The 20,582-nt window shown below is 50.3% G+C and carries 17 protein-coding genes; 7 read left to right on the forward strand and 10 right to left on the reverse strand.

Translation table 11 applies throughout. The features are described 5' to 3' along the window. The 4 genes from Q1B27_RS20185 to Q1B27_RS20200 all read right to left on the reverse strand — a co-directional run. Positions 1-893, reverse strand: an 893-nt coding sequence (locus Q1B27_RS20185; protein WP_299850445.1) for a PA14 domain-containing protein, incomplete at its 3' end; no start/stop codon positions are given. 1,251 nt (positions 894-2,144) lie between these two features. Continuing rightward, positions 2,145-3,344, reverse strand: coding sequence for a glycosyltransferase family 4 protein (locus Q1B27_RS20190; RefSeq protein WP_299850447.1), 1,200 nt, complete (start codon positions 3,342-3,344; stop codon positions 2,145-2,147). A 3-nt stretch (positions 3,345-3,347) separates the two neighbouring features. Beyond that, complete coding sequence (locus Q1B27_RS20195) at positions 3,348-4,421, reverse strand: Gfo/Idh/MocA family oxidoreductase (RefSeq protein ID WP_299850449.1); 1,074 nt, start codon at positions 4,419-4,421, stop codon at positions 3,348-3,350. Positions 4,422-4,428: 7 nt separating this feature from the next. Beyond that, on the reverse strand, positions 4,429-5,562 hold the full coding sequence (locus Q1B27_RS20200; protein WP_299850451.1) for a Gfo/Idh/MocA family oxidoreductase: 1,134 nt from the start codon (positions 5,560-5,562) through the stop codon (positions 4,429-4,431). Positions 5,563-5,796: 234 nt separating this feature from the next. On the opposite strand from Q1B27_RS20200, the gene Q1B27_RS20205 reads away from it, so the two are divergent. Both Q1B27_RS20205 and Q1B27_RS20210 read left to right on the forward strand, forming a co-directional pair. Next, positions 5,797-6,618, forward strand: coding sequence for a glycosyltransferase family 2 protein (locus tag Q1B27_RS20205; RefSeq protein WP_299850453.1), 822 nt, complete (start codon positions 5,797-5,799; stop codon positions 6,616-6,618). 2 nt (positions 6,619-6,620) lie between these two features. Continuing rightward, positions 6,621-7,424 (forward strand): sulfotransferase, encoded by an 804-nt coding sequence (locus Q1B27_RS20210; protein ID WP_299850455.1) that lies wholly within the window; start codon positions 6,621-6,623, stop codon positions 7,422-7,424. A gap of 1 nt (position 7,425) precedes the next feature. Here Q1B27_RS20210 and Q1B27_RS20215 read toward each other — a convergent pair whose 3' ends face one another. Genes Q1B27_RS20215 through Q1B27_RS20225 form a run of 3 tightly spaced genes read right to left on the reverse strand, consistent with a single transcriptional unit; the run spans position 7,426 to position 10,237 of the window. Beyond that, a complete protein-coding gene (locus tag Q1B27_RS20215) occupies positions 7,426-8,403 on the reverse strand; it encodes a glycosyltransferase family 2 protein (protein WP_299850457.1) in 978 nt (325 codons plus the stop codon). Continuing rightward, a complete protein-coding gene (locus Q1B27_RS20220; RefSeq protein WP_299850459.1) occupies positions 8,396-9,244 on the reverse strand; it encodes a sulfotransferase domain-containing protein in 849 nt (282 codons plus the stop codon). Before Q1B27_RS20220 ends, Q1B27_RS20215 begins: the two co-directional genes overlap by 8 nt. A gap of 3 nt (positions 9,245-9,247) precedes the next feature. After that, positions 9,248-10,237, reverse strand: a complete 990-nt coding sequence (locus Q1B27_RS20225) for a glycosyltransferase family 2 protein (protein WP_299850462.1) — start codon at positions 10,235-10,237, stop codon at positions 9,248-9,250. Positions 10,238-10,760: 523 nt separating this feature from the next. On the opposite strand from Q1B27_RS20225, the gene Q1B27_RS20230 reads away from it, so the two are divergent. The 4 genes from Q1B27_RS20230 to Q1B27_RS20245 all read left to right on the forward strand — a co-directional run bounded on the left by Q1B27_RS20230 (position 10,761) and on the right by Q1B27_RS20245 (position 15,551). Next, positions 10,761-11,858 carry a Gfo/Idh/MocA family oxidoreductase gene (locus Q1B27_RS20230; RefSeq protein ID WP_299850465.1) on the forward strand — a complete coding sequence of 366 codons (1,098 nt, stop codon included), beginning with the start codon at positions 10,761-10,763 and terminating at the stop codon, positions 11,856-11,858. After that, entirely contained in the window at positions 11,858-12,745 is an 888-nt protein-coding gene (locus Q1B27_RS20235; protein WP_299850469.1) for a hypothetical protein, read from the forward strand. Before Q1B27_RS20230 ends, Q1B27_RS20235 begins: the two co-directional genes overlap by 1 nt. A 3-nt stretch (positions 12,746-12,748) precedes the next feature. Beyond that, the gene (locus Q1B27_RS20240; RefSeq protein WP_299850473.1) at positions 12,749-13,582 is read left to right on the forward strand and encodes a WecB/TagA/CpsF family glycosyltransferase; all 834 of its coding nucleotides are present in this window, start codon (positions 12,749-12,751) and stop codon (positions 13,580-13,582) included. Positions 13,583-13,973: 391 nt separating this feature from the next. Then, positions 13,974-15,551 carry a hypothetical protein gene (locus tag Q1B27_RS20245; RefSeq protein ID WP_299850477.1) on the forward strand — a complete coding sequence of 526 codons (1,578 nt, stop codon included), beginning with the start codon at positions 13,974-13,976 and terminating at the stop codon, positions 15,549-15,551. A 90-nt stretch (positions 15,552-15,641) separates the two neighbouring features. On the opposite strand, the gene Q1B27_RS20250 is transcribed toward Q1B27_RS20245, so the two are convergent. Genes Q1B27_RS20250 through Q1B27_RS20260 form a run of 3 tightly spaced genes read right to left on the reverse strand, consistent with a single transcriptional unit; the run spans position 15,642 to position 19,287 of the window. Next, the gene (locus Q1B27_RS20250) at positions 15,642-16,505 is read right to left on the reverse strand and encodes a CpsD/CapB family tyrosine-protein kinase (RefSeq protein WP_299850480.1); all 864 of its coding nucleotides are present in this window, start codon (positions 16,503-16,505) and stop codon (positions 15,642-15,644) included. 14 nt (positions 16,506-16,519) lie between these two features. Then, positions 16,520-18,079 carry a lipopolysaccharide biosynthesis protein gene (locus Q1B27_RS20255; RefSeq protein WP_299850483.1) on the reverse strand — a complete coding sequence of 520 codons (1,560 nt, stop codon included), beginning with the start codon at positions 18,077-18,079 and terminating at the stop codon, positions 16,520-16,522. After that, positions 18,076-19,287 (reverse strand): AAA family ATPase, encoded by a 1,212-nt coding sequence (locus tag Q1B27_RS20260; protein ID WP_299850485.1) that lies wholly within the window; start codon positions 19,285-19,287, stop codon positions 18,076-18,078. Before Q1B27_RS20260 ends, Q1B27_RS20255 begins: the two co-directional genes overlap by 4 nt. A gap of 489 nt (positions 19,288-19,776) precedes the next feature. Between Q1B27_RS20260 and Q1B27_RS20265 the strand changes: the two genes are divergently transcribed. Continuing rightward, positions 19,777-20,469: a sugar transferase gene (locus Q1B27_RS20265; protein WP_299850487.1), complete on the forward strand. Its 693-nt coding sequence runs from the start codon at positions 19,777-19,779 to the stop codon at positions 20,467-20,469. Positions 20,470-20,582: the final 113 nt, after the last annotated feature.

Raw genomic sequence — 20,582 nt, forward strand, 5'->3', positions numbered from 1 at the left:
TCGCCATCGCCATGGTCGGTATGCCCGTCGCCATCGCCATGGTCGGTATGCCCGTCGCCATCGCCATGGTCGGTATGCCCGTCGCCATCGCCATGGTCGGTATGACCGTCGCCATCGGTTTCAGGTCGTGCGTAGGACAAACTGGAACCACTGATCGGTATACGGGAGAATTCCGTGTCTGGTCCCGCCCACTCCAGCTGAAGGGTTTGGGAACTGGTATTCTCAAGATACAAGATCTTGATTTCGTGCACACCAGCAGCGAGATGCAATTCAAGCACCCCGGAACGAAGACCATCAGGACCTTTGTTTCTGTTCAGAATAACGCGCGTGCCATCGATAAACAAAGCAGCGCTGTCATCGGACTTAAGGAAGAGTGTGTATGCCCCGCCTTTTTCAACGTTCAGATGACCACTGAAGCGCGCCGCAAAATTGTTGACGGGACCATCTTCGAAAAACGCCTTGCGTGAGCGATAGATGTCCAGTTGATCTACCGCGTTCACAAAGTCCGGTTTCTTGTAGAAGTTCACTCTACCGATTGAGCTTACCACTTCTGGGAGCAGGAAATACTCTGCTTTTAGGCCGTCGACCTGAGGGGCATCGTGCTCTTCCTCCAGGTGCTTCTGTCTTTCTGCCTCACGCATTTCGGCCAACGCTTTCCGCTTTTCGATAAGCGCTTCCTGCCTCTCTGCGAGGACTTTTTTCTGTTCGGCTCGTTGCTCGGCCAGAGCTTTCTTTCGCTCTGCCGCTGCTTTGCGCGCCGCCTGCTGTTGCATCGCCAACTGCAGCATCAAATTGTACTGTATGGTCCAGACGCTCGGGAAGTACCCGAGTTGTGAGCCCGCTTGCGGACTCGGAAAAAACAATTGAAATGCCCCATGTTGGAGGTTGCTCATGACCGACGCTCCCGTATTTCATCCCCACTTGCTGTACTCCTTGGTTTACATTCTGGACATTTTTGAGGCTAAGACGCGGCAATAAGGGGCCAGCGCCAGCGTGGCTTGGTTGGGAAACAGACTACTTCTGATACTGAACAGGGTGCCGAGACGTGGCAAACTTGGTATTAAAATCAGTTACTTGCACAGAACAAAGAGTTGACCGATCTGATTTCAATCGAACCGGCCAGCGACGAAAACTGATCTGAGGATACTGCCGTCACCTCTATGTATGGATTCGCTCCACTTTGTACGGGGTGCACACTAGGGCGAATGACAAATGAGGAGCAATTGAGAAGCGGAAAACAACCAGAAGTTGGCATTTTCCTGCTTAAAATCACCAAAAGCAGCGGGGTTTCCCGCCAATCGGACCTATTGGGACGCCCGGCTATACCAATGGCCAGCTTTCACTTTTCAAAACCGCAATGAACACTCGGGTCTACCGATAAAAGCAAAATTCATCTTCCTGAAGAAGCTCGGCAATCTTTTCTTTCAGAGGTCTTTCCCTGTGTCGTGTGTATCGCGCGGCACTGGGTTGTATCAAAACTTCATCATAGCGCATGACACGCGGCAATTCCGGGCGAATAGACATCTCGTCTTCTGGAACGATCGAGCTGCCGCGGAGCAGATGGAACAAGCCTTCTCGTGTACCCTTGAGATGTTCAGGAACTTGATCGTTCGAGTTTTTTGCAGACATTTCCAGCCAACGGCCCTTTCTGAGCCATGCAATTTGGCCCCCCCAAGATTGGTAATGAACAGCGAATACTGGCTAAAAAAGGGCGTTGTCGGGCAATTGTTCTGGCTGAGCTGCTGAAATACGGTCGCAGCCTATACGAAAGGTTAGAAAAACACTCAAAAGCAATCGTTTGAAGCTCATTTCGCCAAAACGTCTTGTCGGATTTCGCGAATCCTGTCGGCTTTTCTTTCCCCGTCAAGTTTATGCTTTATCTTGTATACGCCTACCTCTGCGACACTATATCGTCTTTTTTAAACATTCGCCAAGCTTCTTGTTACGTCACTCAACCTATCCGCGAAATTTACAAGTGCGGCGCATGAAGAAGAGGTCTACACTGTGTTGCAAAACGACTTTGAGGCAATCTGAAGCGCAGTAGCCATCGAGTTCCAAGGAAGAAAACCCCAAGGCGATATCTCAAATGAGTAGCCTCCGAAAGTAGCGAGAAATAGCGCCTTAGCTCTGAGATGGGGCTTTGGTCAGGACGTTTTCCGAATCAAATCCAGTAATGCGGCTGAATTTTTGCGGATATCATGCCTTTCCATCACGCGACGGCGACCTTCCTGACCTAAAGCCTTGAGCTTGGTGGGGCCTGTGCTCAACGCTGCATCCATCGCCTGAGCAATGTTGCCTACAGATCCTGCTGGTATGATCCATCCACAGCCGTCGTCGACCAATTCGGGAATGCCAGCAATATAGGTCGAGATCGCCGGGCGACCTAAAGCCAGCGCTTCCATGATAACCACCGGCAAGCCTTCGGCAAAGCTGGGCAGCAATAACGCGCGGGCGCGGCTTAGTTCGTCCCGAACGGTTTGATTGTCACGCCATCCAAGCAGTTTCACATTTTCAGAGAGGCCGTGACGTCTGATCGCTGCTTCGACATCGGCACGGCTTTCCCCGTCACCAATTAGGTTGACACGTATCTCGGGATGCTTGGCGGCAACCTGCGCTATGGCCTCAACCACCAATGTCTGAGCCTTTTGCTGGCAAAGCCGACCGACGGAAACAAACGGCGCTTCTTTGTTAAAAGGAGCTTCGCTGGATGCAAACTCTTCCACGTCGATACCGCAGCCAACAATATGCAACTTGTCCCAATGGTCCATCCCCGAAGCGCGAGCAAGTTGCACCCGGCAATAATTGGAAATGGCGACAGCAAACCGCGATTCTGCCACTTTCAAACCCAAGGACGACCGGCCCCAATCGACGAATTCATCGGGACCGTGTGCGGTAAAGCTGTAACCAGGTCCGCCAAGACGATGAGACAGCATGGCGACCGCCGCGGAGTTGGTCGAAAAATGAGTGTGGAGATGCGAAATACCGTCACTATTGGCGCGGCGTTTCAGCGAGATGGACTCCAGCAGGTAAGCGACATGGGGGATGAATGCGCCGCCGGCGTTCCGCAAAAGACGTAGCCAGGTCGAGATCGCACGGGCCATCCCGACAGGATTGGAAATAACCTCTTTGAAGAAATCACGCAGCAATCCCGGAAGTCTTCCGACCAGCAGGTAGAAGGTCCTTTCTTTCTCGGCTATGTCCTGATCGTCCACCAATGTTTCAGACCACGGGCGTATCGCGTAACGCTTAACCTCGACCCCCTGATCTTCGATCGCGTGGATCTCTCGACGAATGAAAGTGGTGCTCGTCATTGGGTAGGCGTTCATCAGGTAACCGATGCGCATTGACTAAGCCCCCCTGCTTTGGCGGCGAGCTTGATCCAGAACCTCTTGCGTGGCCAACGACAATTCCAAGGGAATTAAATTGCTTTCATTGCGACCACCTCGGATCAGATTACGAAAATGTTCCAGTATAGGGATGTATTGATCCGATCCATGCGGGATAAACTTGGCTGCGGTGGCATCGCGAAATCGTTTTATCTTGCGCAGCATGGGGTTTGATTTCAGACGGGATTTAAATCCTGCCTTGGTGGGCCCTAAGTGGCTTGAGGATCGAACAATGCCTTCCGGACTCATTTGCTGACAAAGCAGAGATTCTGAACCAACAATAGGCGCACCTAATTGCAATATACCATGAGTACAGGACAATGCAGCGGTATTGGACATGAGCGCATTCAGCGAAACACTGATCTGGGATGTCGCGCCTGAAACGTGTGAGATACAAACATCCGTGGTTAGATCGGTACCGTTTTCGTCGAACTGCGCTGCGGCGTGGACAGACTCCGCCGGTCCTAGAAGATGTATGGCCAGCGAAATGCCATAGACACCGCGATCCAATAGCGCACCACCATCCTGAGGATCATATATTGACGGATAGCCTTCGCGCATAACTGGATAACCGAATGAAAACTGCAGGTGTACCGGTTTGCCGTAGCTTTGGCTGTTTAGCCTTTCACTAAGCTCAAGATATGAGGGAAGCGCGAGACACCATAGGTTTTCCATGAGCAGGCAGTTTCCAGACCGCGCCGCATTTGCCAAAGTTTTCGCATCCTTAAGTTTTGTTGCCAGTGGTTTTTCCAGGAGGATGGGTTTGCGTGCCTTAAGCGCGGCGAGACCGTCAGAAACGTGATTGCCAGATTGACCGCAAATGTAAACGGCCTCCACGTCAGGCTGTTCTGATAGTTCTTCCGATGAGCCAAAGGACTTTGGCACGTCGAAACCTTTGGCAAACTCGCACGCGCGACCTTCTGACCTTGAAGCAACGGCATGTACAGTGAAATCTGGTATAGCCGCAAGCGCATGCATCATGCGCGCGGCCATGGCACCGGTACCTACAATGCCCAATCGAATCGGATCTTTCATGTCACTCTTATCCAAGCTTTTGTGCCCAGGGCATAGGTTCCAGTGGGTCACAGCGCGTCGTCATTCGTTGCGCGCCTGTCGTCTCTTCGGAATCCTGAATAGCCAACGTCACTTCTGTCAAATGCAAGGCAAGGTCAATGGACATGCGCGAAGCTCGCTTTTCTACTAAGGCGTCGGCAAGCTCAGTCACGCCTAAAGCAAAGTTCATTGAGGCCGAGCCCCATCGTCCCACCTTTGGGTGCGTTTCACCGGGCAGTTTCAAACGTTTTGCAATTGGCGATTCCATCAAACGCCGGCGCAGGTTGAAGCGGCGGCGAAACCGAACCTTGGCGGTGTTGTTCCAAGCCTCGTCCAGTTCGATCACGCCACGATCCCCGACGATTCGCAGAGAATGGTTATGCGGGCCGATGATTGTGCAGGTCAATCTAGCGACAACCCCGGACTCGAAAAAAAGCGTTGCGACTGAGAAATCAGGTGCGGGCGCATCAACTGGGAGTAAATCACATACTTGGCGTGACGATGCGGCGACAACGGAGCGGATCGAACCAAAGATCGATATCAACCAGGTCAGGTAGTAGCCAGCATGCTCCAACGTGCAGCCAACTTCGAATTCGTCACCTGCTGGCCAAGGTGCGCCACTTTCGCTGATCCAATCAGCATAGCGAGCCTGTGGTATGAACCCATCATCGAGCTCTGCATATATCGCTCGAACCTTACCGGCGACATTTTCGCGGATGGCCGCACCTACGGTTTGTGCGGCTTCACCAAGAAAGCTACAGGGCGCAGACGCCAACATCAGGTTACTTTCGCGCGCCTGATCGCAAAGTGTCTTTGCGTCTTTAAGGGTCGTCGCCAACGGCTTTTCGGTATAGACGTGACATCCCGCTTCCAATCCAGCCATGCCAATTTCGAAATGCGACGATGGATTGGTGAGATTGAGCACAATCCCACCTGGACCAATTGCACTGAGTAATTCGTCCTGTGAGGTAAATGCAGGTTGTTTCCAGAAGGCGCAAAATTGCGCGAGACGTTCGGGGCGACGATCAAAAGCACCAACAAGCTCGAAATTCGTGCCAAGCTGGATCGACCGCATATAAAGATCGGCCACAAATCCGGTTCCGATGATGCCAACCTTGATCATGTCGCTTAACTGCCAGTCCCTCTTGTCAGCAATGTGGCCCTATTAGGAAATCCATGTGTTTGTCTGTGCCTCTGGTGCCGTGGAGGGACGATTTTGTCCATAATATTCTGCACATGGCTGGCTTGATAGTCGACAAAACCCCCAAGAAACGGGTAACGGTCAGTGACGACGATCAAGAAATGGGCAGACAGCATGACAGAAGGATCGACAGATCGGGGGAACAAGAAAACCCTGATGAGTGTGATCATCGCTGCCCGGAATGAAGAAGATTACATTGGCGATTGCCTTGAGGCTTTGCTGGCTCAATCTTCTGAAACGGGCCAGACAGAGACTATTCTGGCTGCAAATGCATGTACCGACCGGACTGTCGAAGTGGCTGAAAGTTTTCAGGAAAGGTTCGAATCGCGTGGATGGTTATTGCGCATTGTTGAGGTGCCCGAGCCAGGAAAGGTGAACGCGCTGAACTGGGCAGATAGCATGGCACAAGGTGAAGTGTTGGTATTTCTTGACGCTGATGTGCGTTGCGACCCAGACCTGCTGATGCAGCTGCGCGAAGTTTTGAAAGTAGATAAGCCCACCTATGCTACAGGGGCGTTGAAGGTCACAAAGGCAAAAAGTTGGGTAACGCGGCGCTATGCAAGGATTTGGGTTGAGTTACCCTTTGTAAAAGGCGGCGCAGTCGGCGCAGGTCTGTTTGCAGTCAATCGTGCGGGCCGTGCTCGTTGGGATACCTTTCCGGACATCATTTCGGACGATACATTCGTGCGATTGCAGTTTTCGCCCGAAGAAAGGGTTGAGGTTCCTGCGCGCTACCACTGGCCGATGGTTGAAGGATTTGGAAATCTGGTTCGGGTGCGTCGGCGACAGGATGACGGCGTCCAGGAAATTCATCAGCTATATCCCGAAATCATAGAAAACGAAGCAAAAGCACCGGTAACTAGCAGCCAGCTCGCAGGGCTTTTTTTGAGAATGCCAGTGTCATTTACAATCTACGCATTGGTGCATGTTGCAGTGCGGTTGCGTCGTTCGAAATCGGATTGGGCGCGGGGCAGGTGAGCATGGAACGACACGTTGTTCTGACCTTGGGACGCAGTGGCAGTAACACCTTGTGCGATATGATGAATCAGAACCCGGCAATACTGAACTTCGGCGAAGTTCTGGGTGAGTGGAATGCCATCCGAAAGGTGCAAAAGGCGCTGCCGTTGGTTCCTCAAGATGACGAAGCATTCTTGGATTGGGTGCTGTATTCGCGGTCATTCCTCAGGACCGTCAATATGATCCGGTCAGCAAAGAAGACGTTGCAGGGAAAAAGGTCAGCGTCAAAGCCTCTTGGCAACATAGAGACTTTCGGGATCAAGGATTTTTCGCTGAACTTCATCAAGTTCGGACTTGAAAGATATCTGGATGCACGTTCCGATTTGAAAATAATCGGGTTGCTGCGCGAAAACGTCGTTGACCGAATGATTTCCAACGCGATGCTTGGGGCGACAGGAGTGATCAAATCCACGAGCGCGGGCAACGGCAGAACCCTGCGCATTGATCCGGCGCGCATTTCAGGGCTTCTTTCGGATATCGAGACTGAAAATGCCAATCTCGACGCAATGCTGGCGCGAATCCCTCATGCGCGAAAACATGTGATCCGATATGACGATTTGTTCTCGGATCAGGACGGTCGCCACGAAACAATGGCTGGAGTTTTTGAGTTTCTGAACGTGGCCCCAATCCGTACCGAAGAACGCATGGTCAAAATCATTCGCAAACCTGTGTCAGAGGTGATCGAAAACTTTGAAGATTGCGTTGAGGCTGTACAGGGAACGCCCCACGAGGCTTTATTGAGGGTAGCGGAGCGTGATGAACCCTAGCTCATTTGTATTCGATCAGCCTGCCGCGCCTGTTCAATAAACGCCGCAGCCAATACTCCAACACACCAGTCATCTCGGCGAATTTTCCGATTACCAACATGCTCGCTCTTTCCCAAGCGATGCGGTCGCCACCCTCTCGGAACGCAAGTCGCAAAACCTGGAACGGGTAGAGCAGCAAGAGTACGAAGGCCCAGGGAGTGATCAACCAGGCTGTGAAGAAGATGAAAAGTGGCAGGAAAAGCCCCCAATTGAGAGCCTTGCGGGTTTCCCGAACCCAATGTCGTTCGGGTGGCAAGCCATGCAGTGCCGCACCTTCGGCGAAGGCGTGGCCAGCTCGCCGGGTGCGTTTCCACCATTGCTGGAAACGTGTCATATCAGCATCGTGCAGTGTCATTTCATGATCCAGGCGCCAGATTTGCCAGCGCCACGCACGCAGCCGAACGCAAAGTTCGGGCTCTTCACCTGCAATCAGGCTGGGATCAAAACCTTCGACATCGCTTAGCGCCTCGATCCGCATCAGGGCGTCGCCCCCGCACGAATTCGTCATTCCAATCGGCGTATCCCATTCCCAATCACATAGGCGATTATAAATTGATGCGTCAGGATGGCGCTCGCGCCGCCGACCGAAAGCCACAGCAGCATCGGGGTGCGACATCAGAAAGTCTGCGGCGGTTTTGACCCAACCCTCCTGCAATTCGCAATCACCGTCTATGAATTGAACAAAATCCACATCACGTTCGGCCTTCAGCGTCTCCAACCCGATATTTCTTGCCCGGGCAGCAGTGAATGCGTTGGACATATCCAATTCGACGACCTTGGCCCCTGCGCGCTGGGCACGTTCAACACTGTCATCTTCTGATCCAGAGTCGACATATACAATATTTTCAATCTGCGCACTGACCGAAGCCAGACAGAGACCCAGTCGGTCGCCTTCGTTGCGGCCGATGATGACCGCGCCTATGGCCGGCTGTCTAGTCATCGGCAATGAATGGATAGCTGATCCGCAGATCGTCACGATCTGCGAATATTGAACGCAGCTTTTTGAAATCTGCAACAAACAGCGCCTGGATGTCGTTTCTCAACGCTTCGGATAATTCAGGGCGATCCCGCATCTGGCGCTTTTTCTTCAGCCTGTCACGGATAGATTGCGGTACCAAGGTCCGGCGCAAGGTCGCGGCAACAGGATTGCTGAAGATCAAGCCATGTAGCGGAAAGCGCCTAATTCGCTCGGCAGAGACGTTGACCTTAGTAAGCTCGTCCGACCAACTAGGCTGCCCCTTGTAGCCTAAGAAATCACAGACTTTCTCAAGCAATTGTTGCGGGTTTTTTTTCATTGTTTCCAGGTTGAGCACCAAGACGTGGTCGACACCGTAGGCGTCGACATAAGGGCCAATCTGATCTGCGTAGCACCCATAACTCACGAGTTCCTTATGGTTGGCGAAAGCCTTCTCAATGTCGTCGGACATCACGCCCATGGTCCATTCGTGGATGTAATGAGAGACCGCGCGAGCTACGGGATCGCGGATCAGGTATATGATTTTGGGGTTGTCGAGCATGTTGCGTATGCGTGGTAATGCGTCGGGGAGAAGCGGCAGCTTGGTATAGTGAGTGCTGGCCTCACCTTTGATGTCATCTGGTGCGGCGTCTGCGAACAGGTTTTTGTACCAATCTGCACCCTTGGAATAGATTTCATCGTCAGAGAAAAAATTCGGCTCTTTCGGCGTGGTCATGAAAAAGCCGGGCTGCGCCTCTAACTGTGCGGCAAGCGTACTGGTTCCGCATTTCATAGCGCCGACTATTATGAAATCCGGTAGTGCCATTGCTTATGTCTTTGGTTTGTAGTCATCGCCAAGAGGCGAAAAGAAATTAGTCCACAGATCGCGATGTTCCTGCTCGTTGCTTGATGGTATCTTCTTACCAGCTAACACGCGCAAGACGGCAATCGCACGTCCGAAAACCCACGCAAGGTTGGCAAGCAATAATCCGCCTGTACCGTACATCTGATAGAAAAGCCTTGTTCGCGATGCGTAGAAATAGGCTGGCAGGCGTTTTTTCTCTTTGGCGAGCGATTTTACCGGTCCACTGCCGCCGCGGAAGTGCACGGCGCGTGCCTCTTGGATGTACCGAATGCGCCAACCAGCTTGCCGCGCGCGCCAACAAAATTCTACATCTTCGAAGTAAAGAAAATACCCTTCGTCCATCAGGCCCACCTGATCGATGACTTCAGCCCTGATTAGAATACACGCAAAACTGGCCCACTCGATCTGATCTGGCTCGGGCGGCATGTCCAGCGCTACGCGCCGACGTTGCAATAACCGTGTAAGTGGGCCGCTTTCGGCACCGCGAATAATTTCGCTGGTAGGTGATGGAAAGCGAAAGCAACTGATCTGCTGTTCACCATTGTCATAGTCTATCCTGGGCGCAAACAAACCCGACTTCGGCTCTTTGGACGCTCTGAGCAGTATTTCCTGGGTGAAGCCCGGTTGCAAAATCGCGTCTGAGTTAAGCAATAGATAGTATTCGGACCGAATCGCTTGCATGCCAAGGTTATGTCCACCGGAAAAACCGGTATTGGTGGGCGATTGAACGAGGTGAACGTGTTCCGACAGGTTCTGTTCTTCAATCCAGTTGGAAATTTTTACAACCGACCCATCATCAGAAAAATTATCGACTATCACGACGTGACCATTGATTTCCGACAAAGTGGCAATGGCAGATTCTGCGCATTGAATGGTAAGATCTGCAGTCTTGTAGTTAATGATCGAAACAACAATCCTTGCAGTATTTGCTGGTGTATCGGAGGTTTGTTTCAAAGTTTCGATTCCAATTGGCCGTACATCTTTGGAACCGGGCTATGTGCTTCAAGCCAGCTCCTTTGCCTATCGCTATTAACGAGTTGCCCTGACAAATGAAACATTAGCTTGGCTGTGTCGAACCAAGGGGCCATCTCGCTGCGATTCAATCAAAAAAGTGATCTTTCAACCACAGATTTAGGAGTGATCGCCGATCACGAAGCTATTGCTCTCATTTCTACGGTGGAAACATACGGGCAAAATCTCGCTGTCATTGTAAGTCAGCGGATCAAAAGCAATGCCGTTTTCCATTGCATCGATCACCAATTCTTCGCGTTATTTCGGGAATGCGCACCACGAAGGCAAAGATTGGTGCAAATAGTGCTTTTCCTTACTTCTGTTTGCTTAAATTTTCGCCTAAAGAACACGCAGTTACAGAATTCAACGTAAACAACTGAACTTTCATAGCGACGCGCAGCTCCCGTCAAATAATAGACACAAAAAACTGCAAGTAGCGTCCAAAGAATAACTCATACGAGCGGTCATGTCTGGAAACATAAAAATTGCGGTTGTCGGGCTTGGAAAAATGGGCATCTCCCATTTTTCATTGGTCAACGCACATCCTGATACCGAAACATTTGCCTGTGATGCTACCGGTTTTATGGTCGACATCCTGAACAAGAACATTTCGGCCAAAATTTACAAAAAGTACGACGAAATGCTGGATAGGCAGCCTTTGGATGCCGTTGTGATCGCCACGCCCTCACGTTTGCACGGCCCGATGGTGCGTGCGGCGTTGGAAAAAGGCATTCATGTTTTTTGTGAAAAGCCGTTTTGCCTTGATCCCGCTGAAGCCGAAGAACTTTCCGCGCTGGCGGAAAGCAAGGGTCTGGTCAATCAGGTTGGATATCACAACCGATATGTCGGTGCGTTCCAGAAGATGAAAGAAATCGTGGACGTTGGCGCGCTGGGGCGGATCACGCATATCCTGGCCGAAGCTTATGGCCCTGTCGTGCTACGTCCCAAACGCCAAACTTGGCGAACCCAAAAAGCGGAGGGTGGAGGATGTCTATACGATTATGCGGCACATCCTTTGAATCTTTTGAACTGGATTTTCGGTGCGCCCGCTAATGTCAGCGGCTCGGTCTTGAACTCGGTTTTCTCTGAAGGAATTGACGACGAGGTATTCAGCACCTTGCAGTTCAACGATGGTCCAACTGCACAGCTTTCCGTGAACTGGAGTGATGAATCACATCGTAAGATGACCACAAAGATCAGTATGATCGGTACAAATGGCCGCATGAATGTGGATAGGCAGGAATGCCAGGTTTATCTGCGCGAGCCTGTTGCTGAATTGCCTGAATACAAGAAAGGTTGGACAGTCAAATACACGACTGAACTGACAGAAGATCCATGGTTTTATCTTCGTGGCGAAGAGTATTCCGCGCAAATTGATGATTTCATCACTGCTGTACGAGATGATCGAAAAGGCGCTGGAGAAAACAATTTCCGGTCAGCGGCAATGACCGACCGAACACTGAAACAGATTATGGATGACAGCGTGGGCGTGACACCCGCAAAACCGCAGAGTTCTGTGAAAAAACCGACTGAGCGCAAACGCGGCTGGTTCGGGCGGTCATAATGATAGGAAAAGAAGCCACAATGGATCGGTTGCTGTTTGGTGATAACCAGTTTTTTGGAATCAATCATATGTCCGAGGAGAAAGCGCGCGCGCAGGCAATGCGATTTCAGGAAACCAGCGCTATCATGGACGTTTTGGATACAGCATATGATGAGGGCATCAAGACCTTCATGTGCACCACCCATGACCGGATTGCCGAAGTTTGTGAAATTGTGCGTGCCAATCCGGATCGCTACTCGGACTTCACCTTTTATCCCTGCATGCCCTATGCGCACAAATACGCTAATGCGGTGACGGACTACGGTATGCTGGGTGCGATTACCCATTTCATGCCGGAAGATGGGTTTTTGAAAACCGCGCTCAGGGGCGGTGCGGCGCTGGCATCAAAAGACGTGGATGGGATTGCCAAGGTACTGATCGATGCAGAGATGAAAATGTTCAAGGGTTTGAAAACCCCTGTGATTTTCATGCAGAACGTCTTTACCGATCTGTTGATGGGCATGGGCTTTACGGGTGCGTTTCGCGTGTTCCATGATCACGTCAAAGAAAAGTACGATGCCGAGCCTGCATTCATCACCATGAACATGCCAATGCTTGTCGATGTGCTAGAGCAAGAGGGGATCAAGAACCCGATTGTCTGTTCGAACATCAACAAGCTGGGCTTCCGGATGTGCGGTGGTCTGGATTCCTATGTTGAGACGCTACAAAGCGGCCGGGTTCGTGCAATCGCGATGTCAGTCTATGCATCTGGGGCGATCTCAGCTGAAGAGGCGATTTCCTGGATTTCAGAATTGCCAAATGTACATTCCATAGTTTTCGGCGCGTCCAGCGCCGGAAACATTCGTAATACCCGTGACCTTGTTAATCAGTATATGTGGAAGGATTAGAACATGGAGGGTGGTCTTATTACCGCGCGGAATGACAGCATGATGGCGTCCGATGCCGACGCGCCCCGCGATGTCGGATACAAGAAGGTTCCGCTGCTGAACGCTTTTGTCCACGATGTGACGATGGACGAGGTGGTGCAGGATTTCACGGAAGGTCTGATGCTGACGCTGCATGTCGATATGATCATGAAACTTCAAAAGGATCGTGATTTCTACGAGATTTTCAACAAGTTCGATCTAATCACCTGTGACAGCCAGATCATGTATTTCGCGACGAAATTCATGGGAACGTCTGTAAAAGAACGAGTCTCAGGTTCGGATTACTTCCCCAAGTTCTACATGTATCACAAAAACAATCCAGATGTCACGGTTTTCATGTGCGGGGGTAAACCGGGTATCGCGGAAATCGCAGCCCGTAAGATCAACGCCAAGGTCGAGCGTGAATTCATCTGCGGTACCTACGCACCGTCCTTCGACTATGATCAGAAACCCGAAGAGATCGAACATATAATCGATCTCATCAACGCGTCTGGTGCGACGGTTCTGTTGGTTGGATTGGGCGGCGGGCGTCAGGAAAAGTTTATCATCCAGTATCGCGACCGCCTGCCGAATGTTCGCCTCTTCTTACCTTTGGGTGGCACGATTGATTATGAGGCTGGCACATTCAAACGGCCACCCTCCTGGATCACCGAGGCAGGTCTGGAATGGCTTTACAGACTTGTGAAGGAACCGCGTCAGCGCTGGCACAGATACATCGTGCATGAGCCGCCATTCTTGTGGAAAATCCTTCTTCAACGTTTCGGGCTTTACCGCGATCCATTCGCAAAGAAGCAGTAGACGAACCGATAGGTTTCGTTCAAGCGGGCTTAACAAAATTGCGACTGCGCCGACTTTGCTAGGTGATGATCCGCCTGAGTTCGATTAGACAATCAATTCTTTTCGCGACAATTTGTGTTGCCATTCAATAGTATCTGCTTTGCAAGCAGGCTCATTTAACGTGTTTGAAATTTACGGCATTGCGGCCGTAAGTGCTTGTCCGCAAGGGTTTGCATCTCTCTCCTCCACTTTAGGGCTGTCGGAGTTTAGAGGGTGGTAATCCATCATGAACTCTGAATAATCGTAGTGATAGACCGCTGAGAGTGACTGGTTCAACAAGATGATTTGAAAATTAAATTGTGCACAGAAATAGAGATTTTAAGTCCTTTACAGATTTTTGTAGGTTTACAGAATGAAGACTCATTTTTTTGAAGATGCATTCAGCACGTTGTTTTCGGCGCTACTTATTGCGGTTTCCGCCGCATGCGCCCACGCGGAGCCTGGTGTGGTTGAGCCTGATGACTTGGTCCCGCTGGGAGGGCTTTCTTTAACGGCGCCGGATTTCGAACTGCCAGCGCTTTCACCTGAGTTGCCTCTTCTCGATCTGGAAGACAATTCGCCTGAGGCCGGCTTGCTACGACAATTCCAAAGAGAGGGGCGCGCTGCCGGGTTCAAGAATGTAATCTATGACAATCGTGATCGAGGGCACTCAAAACCGAAACCGGGCCAGTTTCCGACGCTCTCGCAACTCGTTATTTCCGATGAGCTTAAGAAGCGTAATCTGGATTACGGGTTGGCTGGGGGGCTCATTGTTCCTGCGATTGTTATCGGCAATTCTTCAACTGCTCTCACGAAGGGAAAGTACAAACGCAGCCAACCCAGGTTGGCAATGACCACACCGGAGGGTCCGACTAGAGCGTTTCTGACCTACATTACAAACCATCTCTATATCTATCCCGAACACCGAGATCACGACAAAGTGGATTTGTTCCCGGCGAACTGGCCTTACATGGTGATCACACAAGGGTCGTCACATTCCGATCGGCCGTTCATGAGAGCGCTTTTCATGGCCGTAGCAGCGCTGAGTCCGGATACTCAACAAGCGCTACAAGAAAAAAACTTGGTGGCGCCGACGTTGCAGATGATTTTGCGGCGCAGTCAAAAGGCTATTTATTCACGGGAAGCATATCTTTCGGGTCGAGCCCACCCGACTGTCTTCTCAAAAAAGGACCTCGTGCCTGAGCGAATGGTGACTTTAGCTTCGTCGCTTAAACCGGAGGAAATTCCTCCGATGATCGTTTTGACGGTCGAAGAAGAAGATTTTGGTTCCGAGGCGGGGCTTGCTAGTTTGTCGGAAAAGCTTTTTGACACGCCATCTGCAATAGCCCGCGTCTGGCGAGGGTTTGAGTTTTCGAAACGCATGATGGTTTCAGCAGGCAAAACCGCAGATCCGAACGGACACACCCTTAAATTCTCTTGGGTGCTTCTGCGTGGTGATCCGAACCGCGTCAGAATTGCGCCTATTGGAGAAAGCGGGGCAAAGGCTGAAATCACTGTCGAATGGCATGACACGCGACAGATTATGCCTTCTCAGAAGCGTCTCACGCACCGAGTGGACATCGGTGTTTTTGCCTGGAACGGGTTTCATGACAGTGCCCCGGCCTTGATTTCGATCAGCTTTCCCGGCCATCAGAAACGTGAATACAAGCTGATTCAGGAAATAGGCCCGATGCGACTTTCGTCGGTTGACTACCGTGCTGCTGAAAGAAACGCAGCATACGATCCATGGATTTACTGGACGGCACCGTGGAAAGACCTCATGGAGTATGATGGTGCTGCGATCTTGTCCGGCATAAAGCGTGAGATGTCGGAGACCGTTGTCGAACTTTCAGGGCCGAATATGTTACCAAATGGTAAGGCCGTCCAATATACCCTGAAGGATACAGAAAACCACCGGCTTCTTTCGATGGAGTTTGAAACGGCTCAATAGTATTTGGTTTCTTGGGAATACGGGGGTTTTAAGCCCGATTATCTAACTACTTCTGTCCCTCCGCTGTCTAGACAACAATAGTATTCGCACTCAGCTATACTCTTTTCCGTATTCCTCGTGTTTGCCCAAATAGCGGCACTTATTCAGGATCACTCCCAGTACATTTGTTCGTGCGGCGAGTTCCTGTTCGCATTTATCGATTTCGTCGATCGTTGATTTTTCGGCCTCTGCAACAAGTAGAACGCAATCGACCTGATCCAGAAACGCCAAAGTATCATCGCCTGCAAAGACAGGTGGCGTATCGAAAATCATTATGTCAGGCTTAAATCGTTCTTCGATACCATCGACGACCTTTCCTGCATTTGTGCCTTGAAGCAATTCGGCGGGATTACGAACGGTCGTGCTGTTGGATCCAAAGATTAGGTTCTTTCCATATCGGCGCAAATGCTCATCAGCCGGGTTTTCGCCTGAAAGTACCCTGGAAAATTGACACTCATCCGTGAGTTTTATGGTTTTGGCTACTGAGGGTCGCCGCATGTCAAGTTCCAGCAGGATCGTATAAAAATTAGTTTGCCGCGCAAGACTGAAAGCAAGATTGACGCTGGTCAATGTTTTGCCTGCACCTTGAGACGGCGAGACGATGGCAACACGCGTCCATTTATTCGCCCGCATCTGATGCAGCATTTTTGTCCGCATTACATCGTATGGCACTGAATCGTGGCTTGATCGAAAGGCGACAATCCGATTTGCCAAAAGTTGTTTCTCCTTCGGATTGAACGACTCTATCGATTTCCAAATCTCCTCTCGATCGGAAACTGACATGTTCTTGGGCAACACATAAGTATCCATTCCTTGTGTGCCTGCCACGGAATCTTCTGCTTTGCCCGCAGGTTTGCCGCTTTGCTCCTGTCGCGCTTGTCGAGCTTTACGAAGGGCTGATTGAATTCGTTCCATGGTACCTCTCTAACTCAGTTACCAAACCCCTGCCGGAACTGCTTGATCAAATCGGAAATGCCAAATTTATTCAGCACTTTCTCGATCAACAGGTCCATCGGTAGATAATAAGTATGCAACAAGAACAAAGTGATTGGGATTCCCAAACCGACAACCAACAGCGCAATGAAAATTACGAACCTTCGGAAATTTGCCTGGCCGCGCGTGCGGATATAAGGAATGGTGACAAATGGTGTGATGCCCAACCTGTTGGTTAAATCCACAGACCGTCTGATTGATGTGTTCAACAACTCGATAAGTATCACTACCGCTAGACCTGCAAAAATGCCTCCAGCGGCTCCTGAGAATGCAATCTTTTTACGTTTTGGACTGGTTGGAGCATTCGGTACAGTTGCCTGTTCTATGACAGTGATACGTTGGCCTCGAGATTGCGCTTCGATCTGGTCGCCGGTACGAGCGGCCGCAAAATCGGCGGTTGCCTGATTATATTGCACACGGATGTTGTCGTAGTCGCGTTCAAGCGAACTGAGTGTGATCGCGTTTGCAGGTGTTCGATCGATTGATTCTTCCAACTCTAAAAGTTCAGTCTCAACCGTCTTTTTCTCTTCGATTAGAAATTCCATCTGGCCGTCCAGATCGGCCAGTTGAACCTCATAAGCCGACATCAATCCGCCACCTGTACTACGCCGCTTCGAGGCCACTTGATTTTGCGCGGCATCAACCTGCGCCATTAAGGCTTTCACCCTGGGGTTCGTATCGGAATAGAGAACCAGTGCAGAGGCAAGTTGATTGCTCAATTCCTGAAGGCGCTGCTCTTCGGGGCTAAGTGCCTCGCCAGTCAGTTCGATTTGTCCTGTTCTTTGATAAAGATCCACCAAACGGGTACGACGATCCCGAAGGCTTGCCAGTTCGCGCTCCATTTGCAGGACCCTTTCCTGCAAGGATGCCTGTCTGTTTCGTCTATAATCCAAGCTATCCGGCAGCGCTCCTTGGTTATTGCCTTTGAACTTGAGGATTCTCTGTCCCTGCTCGGCAAGTTCTTCATCAAGTTTTTTAACTTCGTTCCTGAAAAAATCCAGGGTTTGACCTGTTGCCGAGGTTCTGAGCGTCCTGTTTTGCTGTAGAATAAGCGTCACCAGTTCATTCGCTACCTGCGCTGATTCCGTACCGGTGCTTGCCCGATAAGAAACTGTCACGAATGATGCTGCATCGCGTCGGCCTGGCAGAGACATTTTGATACGCTTTCGCATATCAGCAACGATGTCGTCGGTGCTTAACTTTCGCTGGTCCTTATAAAGGTCAAACTTTCGGGCGATATCCAGAAGGCTTGCGCGTGTCATAACGCGTTGCGATATGATTTCAAGCAATTCCGCGGCGCCTGTTCTTACCGTTGACGATGCCAAATCTCCAGGAATCTGCGGTGATTCAACCAGCAACCTAGCTTTGGCCTCGTAACCGGCAGGCAGAGTATAGGCGACGGTCAATCCGAATGCGGACAGCGCAGTTGTAACCACGAGAAAGTAGTGAAGTCGTCTAAGAAAAAGAGAGGCGAAGAATTTGAAGTCAAGCATCATGTGGCTGTCTCATCATTCTGTCCGGCAGGGGAAGCACCAAAAAACGCTCCATCGCTCAATACTTGCTCAACGGTTAGCAAGGTTACGGTTTTCTGGTTCTTAGCAAAAGCATAAACCATCGACAAATCGCAAAGTTGGTTAACAAGACGTGGCACACCATGGGTGTTCTCATGGATCAGCCTGCTGGCACTTTCGGTAAACAGGTTGCGATGCGCACCTGCTTTTTTAAGTCGGTGTCCAATGTATGCCAAAGTCGTGCTTTCATCCATCGTTTTCAAATGAAAACTTGACGCAACACGTTGCGCAAACTGGCGAAGCTCCGGTTGTTGAACAATTTCCCGAAGTTCGGGCTGCCCTACGAGTACCAGCTGGAGTAACTCATCCTTGTTTGCGTTGATATTGGTGAACATCCGCAGTTCTTCTAAAGATTCCTGACTCAGGTTCTGAGCTTCGTCGAAAATAAGAATGACACGATTACCGGCGGCATACTCTCCAATGAGATATTCCTGAAACTGGTCAAATAGGTCGACATAGGTGGCTGAATTGTCTGCCGGCTGATCGAGAGCCATCAAAACCCAACGCAATAGTTCCCCCCGCGAACCATGTGCATTTGAGATTAGTCCCACCTTCACATTCTCATCTAGGTTTTTTAGAAAATGGTGCAACAGGGTCGTTTTTCCGGCGCCAACCTCGCCTGTGATCAATGTAATAGGTGCGCCTGTCAGTGTGCCGTATTCAAGCATCGTGAAAGCGCGCTGGTGTGCGGGTGACCAGAAAAGAAAATCCGGATCAGGCAGAAGCGTAAACGGACGCTCCTTAAGCTCGAAGTGTTGGGTATAAATTTCAATCGTACTGTTCATGGGCTTCGTGTAACTCGATTCACGTGCACCTTCCATTGATTTAGCTACAGGTATGCCGCTTCGATTGCTTGGCATATAAGGCTTCTGGTTCGTTTGATGAACTGTGTCTATGTGCTTTTTTTCTAAAGAAGGTTCTTTTTCAGGTATCGAGCGCACACTTAAGAAACCAGAAGCTTCCGGCGGTTTGTTGCCTGTACCGCTGTTTTCGGTTGAGGTGGCACGCGCTGGGAGAGCCTTGCGAGTTTCGGAACCTGTTGGTTGGCAAGGCGCTGAATCAGAGCTTCTAAAAATATTCACCACATCTAGCGGTATTACGGAGTCAAAAGATTTAAAAAACCTGCGACTCATACTTAACTCCAAATTCTGGATCCGCGTTTTTACCATACCAATATATTCGGTCTGGAACTCCAGATCGTTTCAAGTGGATTGCTTTGTCCAAAACAAGACAGGGGGGAGGAGAAATCATGTTCGGTCCATTTGAAGCTTATGCAGTACTTTTTGGTGAGTGATTCGTGAAAACTGTCAAATTTCTGCCACTATGTTGATTTCGGGCTGCCACATTTATTACACAATCCGCCAAATCCGCCCTATTGGTTACATCAGCTACACAATCTTCAATTCAAGATTGATTAATGCAACCCTAGCGCAAGTCTTTGGCCTTCAGAGAGGAATATGCTTTGAAAGTTGCCGGTTGAATGGTAAGAATTAATTAAATAAAAATATCGGCGAGCTTGTCGACGATAATAATAAAACTTGATATAATAGAGCAGAAGTTGTGTGGTCCGTGTTTCGGGCTGTGGGTATGAAACGTGTAAAGATTTAGGGTCGCTGTGTACAATGAGCATCCAAGACAATGATTTTGAAAATAGATTTGCGTTTGCCGAAAAAGTCTCACCGATAACGGGCTTTAGCATTTTGCAAAAAGGCGCTTATAGACATGTATTCAAACGTGTCTTTGACTGTGCGCTTGTTCTGATCTCTTCACCGATTGTAGTGCCGGTCGTTTTGCTGCTTGCATTGCTTGTGTCGCGGGACGGACATCAACCTTTCTACAAACAATCGCGTATCGGAAAAAATGACCGCATCTTCACGATGTGGAAGTTGCGCTCGATGGTTCATGATGCGGAAGCGCGACTGGAAAACCATTTGGAAACCAACCAAAGCGCTCGTGAAGAGTGGGATGAGAAGCAGAAGCTTGCAGATGATCCAAGGATCACATCTGTCGGCCAGCTTCTCCGCAAAACTTCGCTGGATGAGCTTCCGCAACTTTGGAACGTTCTGATTGGTGATATGAGCATCGTCGGCCCGCGTCCGATGATGCCAGAGCAACGTGACCTGTATCCTGGTCGCTCCTATTATGCTTTGCGCCCGGGTGTCACTGGTTACTGGCAAATTTCAGACCGCAACAAGTCGACGTTTGCTGCTCGTGCTAAGTTTGACAACCGTTACTATGAGGACGTCAGCTTTTCCACCGATGTGTCGATCGTGGTTTCCACCGTAGGTGTTGTGCTACGCGGAACTGGTTGCTAAATTTCAACGTAACTGTTGAGTATCGATAACGTTTGCGATTTCTTCGCAGGCGTTATCTGTTGCTTTGGTGATGCCGCTTACATTTATTGCTATCGGCACAGATATATGAAGGT

It is taken from the genome of uncultured Roseovarius sp. (assembly GCF_947489715.1).
Classification (GTDB): Bacteria; Pseudomonadota; Alphaproteobacteria; order Rhodobacterales; family Rhodobacteraceae; genus Roseovarius.

What these genes read in the sequence shown, in the direction of transcription:
- Q1B27_RS20220 (WP_299850459.1), bottom strand. Translation starts at nt 9,244, where the DNA reads ATGGCACTACCGGATTTCATAATAGTCGGCGCTATGAAATGCGGAACC.
- Q1B27_RS20255 (WP_299850483.1), bottom strand. Translation starts at nt 18,079, where the DNA reads ATGATGCTTGACTTCAAATTCTTCGCCTCTCTTTTTCTTAGACGACTT.
- Q1B27_RS20190 (WP_299850447.1), bottom strand. Translation starts at nt 3,344, where the DNA reads ATGCGCATCGGTTACCTGATGAACGCCTACCCAATGACGAGCACCACT.
- Q1B27_RS20200 (WP_299850451.1), bottom strand. Translation starts at nt 5,562, where the DNA reads ATGATCAAGGTTGGCATCATCGGAACCGGATTTGTGGCCGATCTTTAT.
- Q1B27_RS20245 (WP_299850477.1), top strand. Translation starts at nt 13,974, where the DNA reads ATGAAGACTCATTTTTTTGAAGATGCATTCAGCACGTTGTTTTCGGCG.
- Q1B27_RS20250 (WP_299850480.1), bottom strand. Translation starts at nt 16,505, where the DNA reads ATGGAACGAATTCAATCAGCCCTTCGTAAAGCTCGACAAGCGCGACAG.
- Q1B27_RS20240 (WP_299850473.1), top strand. Translation starts at nt 12,749, where the DNA reads ATGGAGGGTGGTCTTATTACCGCGCGGAATGACAGCATGATGGCGTCC.
- Q1B27_RS20205 (WP_299850453.1), top strand. Translation starts at nt 5,797, where the DNA reads ATGAGTGTGATCATCGCTGCCCGGAATGAAGAAGATTACATTGGCGAT.
- Q1B27_RS20215 (WP_299850457.1), bottom strand. Translation starts at nt 8,403, where the DNA reads ATGACTAGACAGCCGGCCATAGGCGCGGTCATCATCGGCCGCAACGAA.
- Q1B27_RS20195 (WP_299850449.1), bottom strand. Translation starts at nt 4,421, where the DNA reads ATGAAAGATCCGATTCGATTGGGCATTGTAGGTACCGGTGCCATGGCC.
- Q1B27_RS20210 (WP_299850455.1), top strand. Translation starts at nt 6,621, where the DNA reads ATGGAACGACACGTTGTTCTGACCTTGGGACGCAGTGGCAGTAACACC.
- Q1B27_RS20260 (WP_299850485.1), bottom strand. Translation starts at nt 19,287, where the DNA reads ATGAGTCGCAGGTTTTTTAAATCTTTTGACTCCGTAATACCGCTAGAT.
- Q1B27_RS20235 (WP_299850469.1), top strand. Translation starts at nt 11,858, where the DNA reads ATGATAGGAAAAGAAGCCACAATGGATCGGTTGCTGTTTGGTGATAAC.
- Q1B27_RS20230 (WP_299850465.1), top strand. Translation starts at nt 10,761, where the DNA reads ATGTCTGGAAACATAAAAATTGCGGTTGTCGGGCTTGGAAAAATGGGC.
- Q1B27_RS20265 (WP_299850487.1), top strand. Translation starts at nt 19,777, where the DNA reads ATGAGCATCCAAGACAATGATTTTGAAAATAGATTTGCGTTTGCCGAA.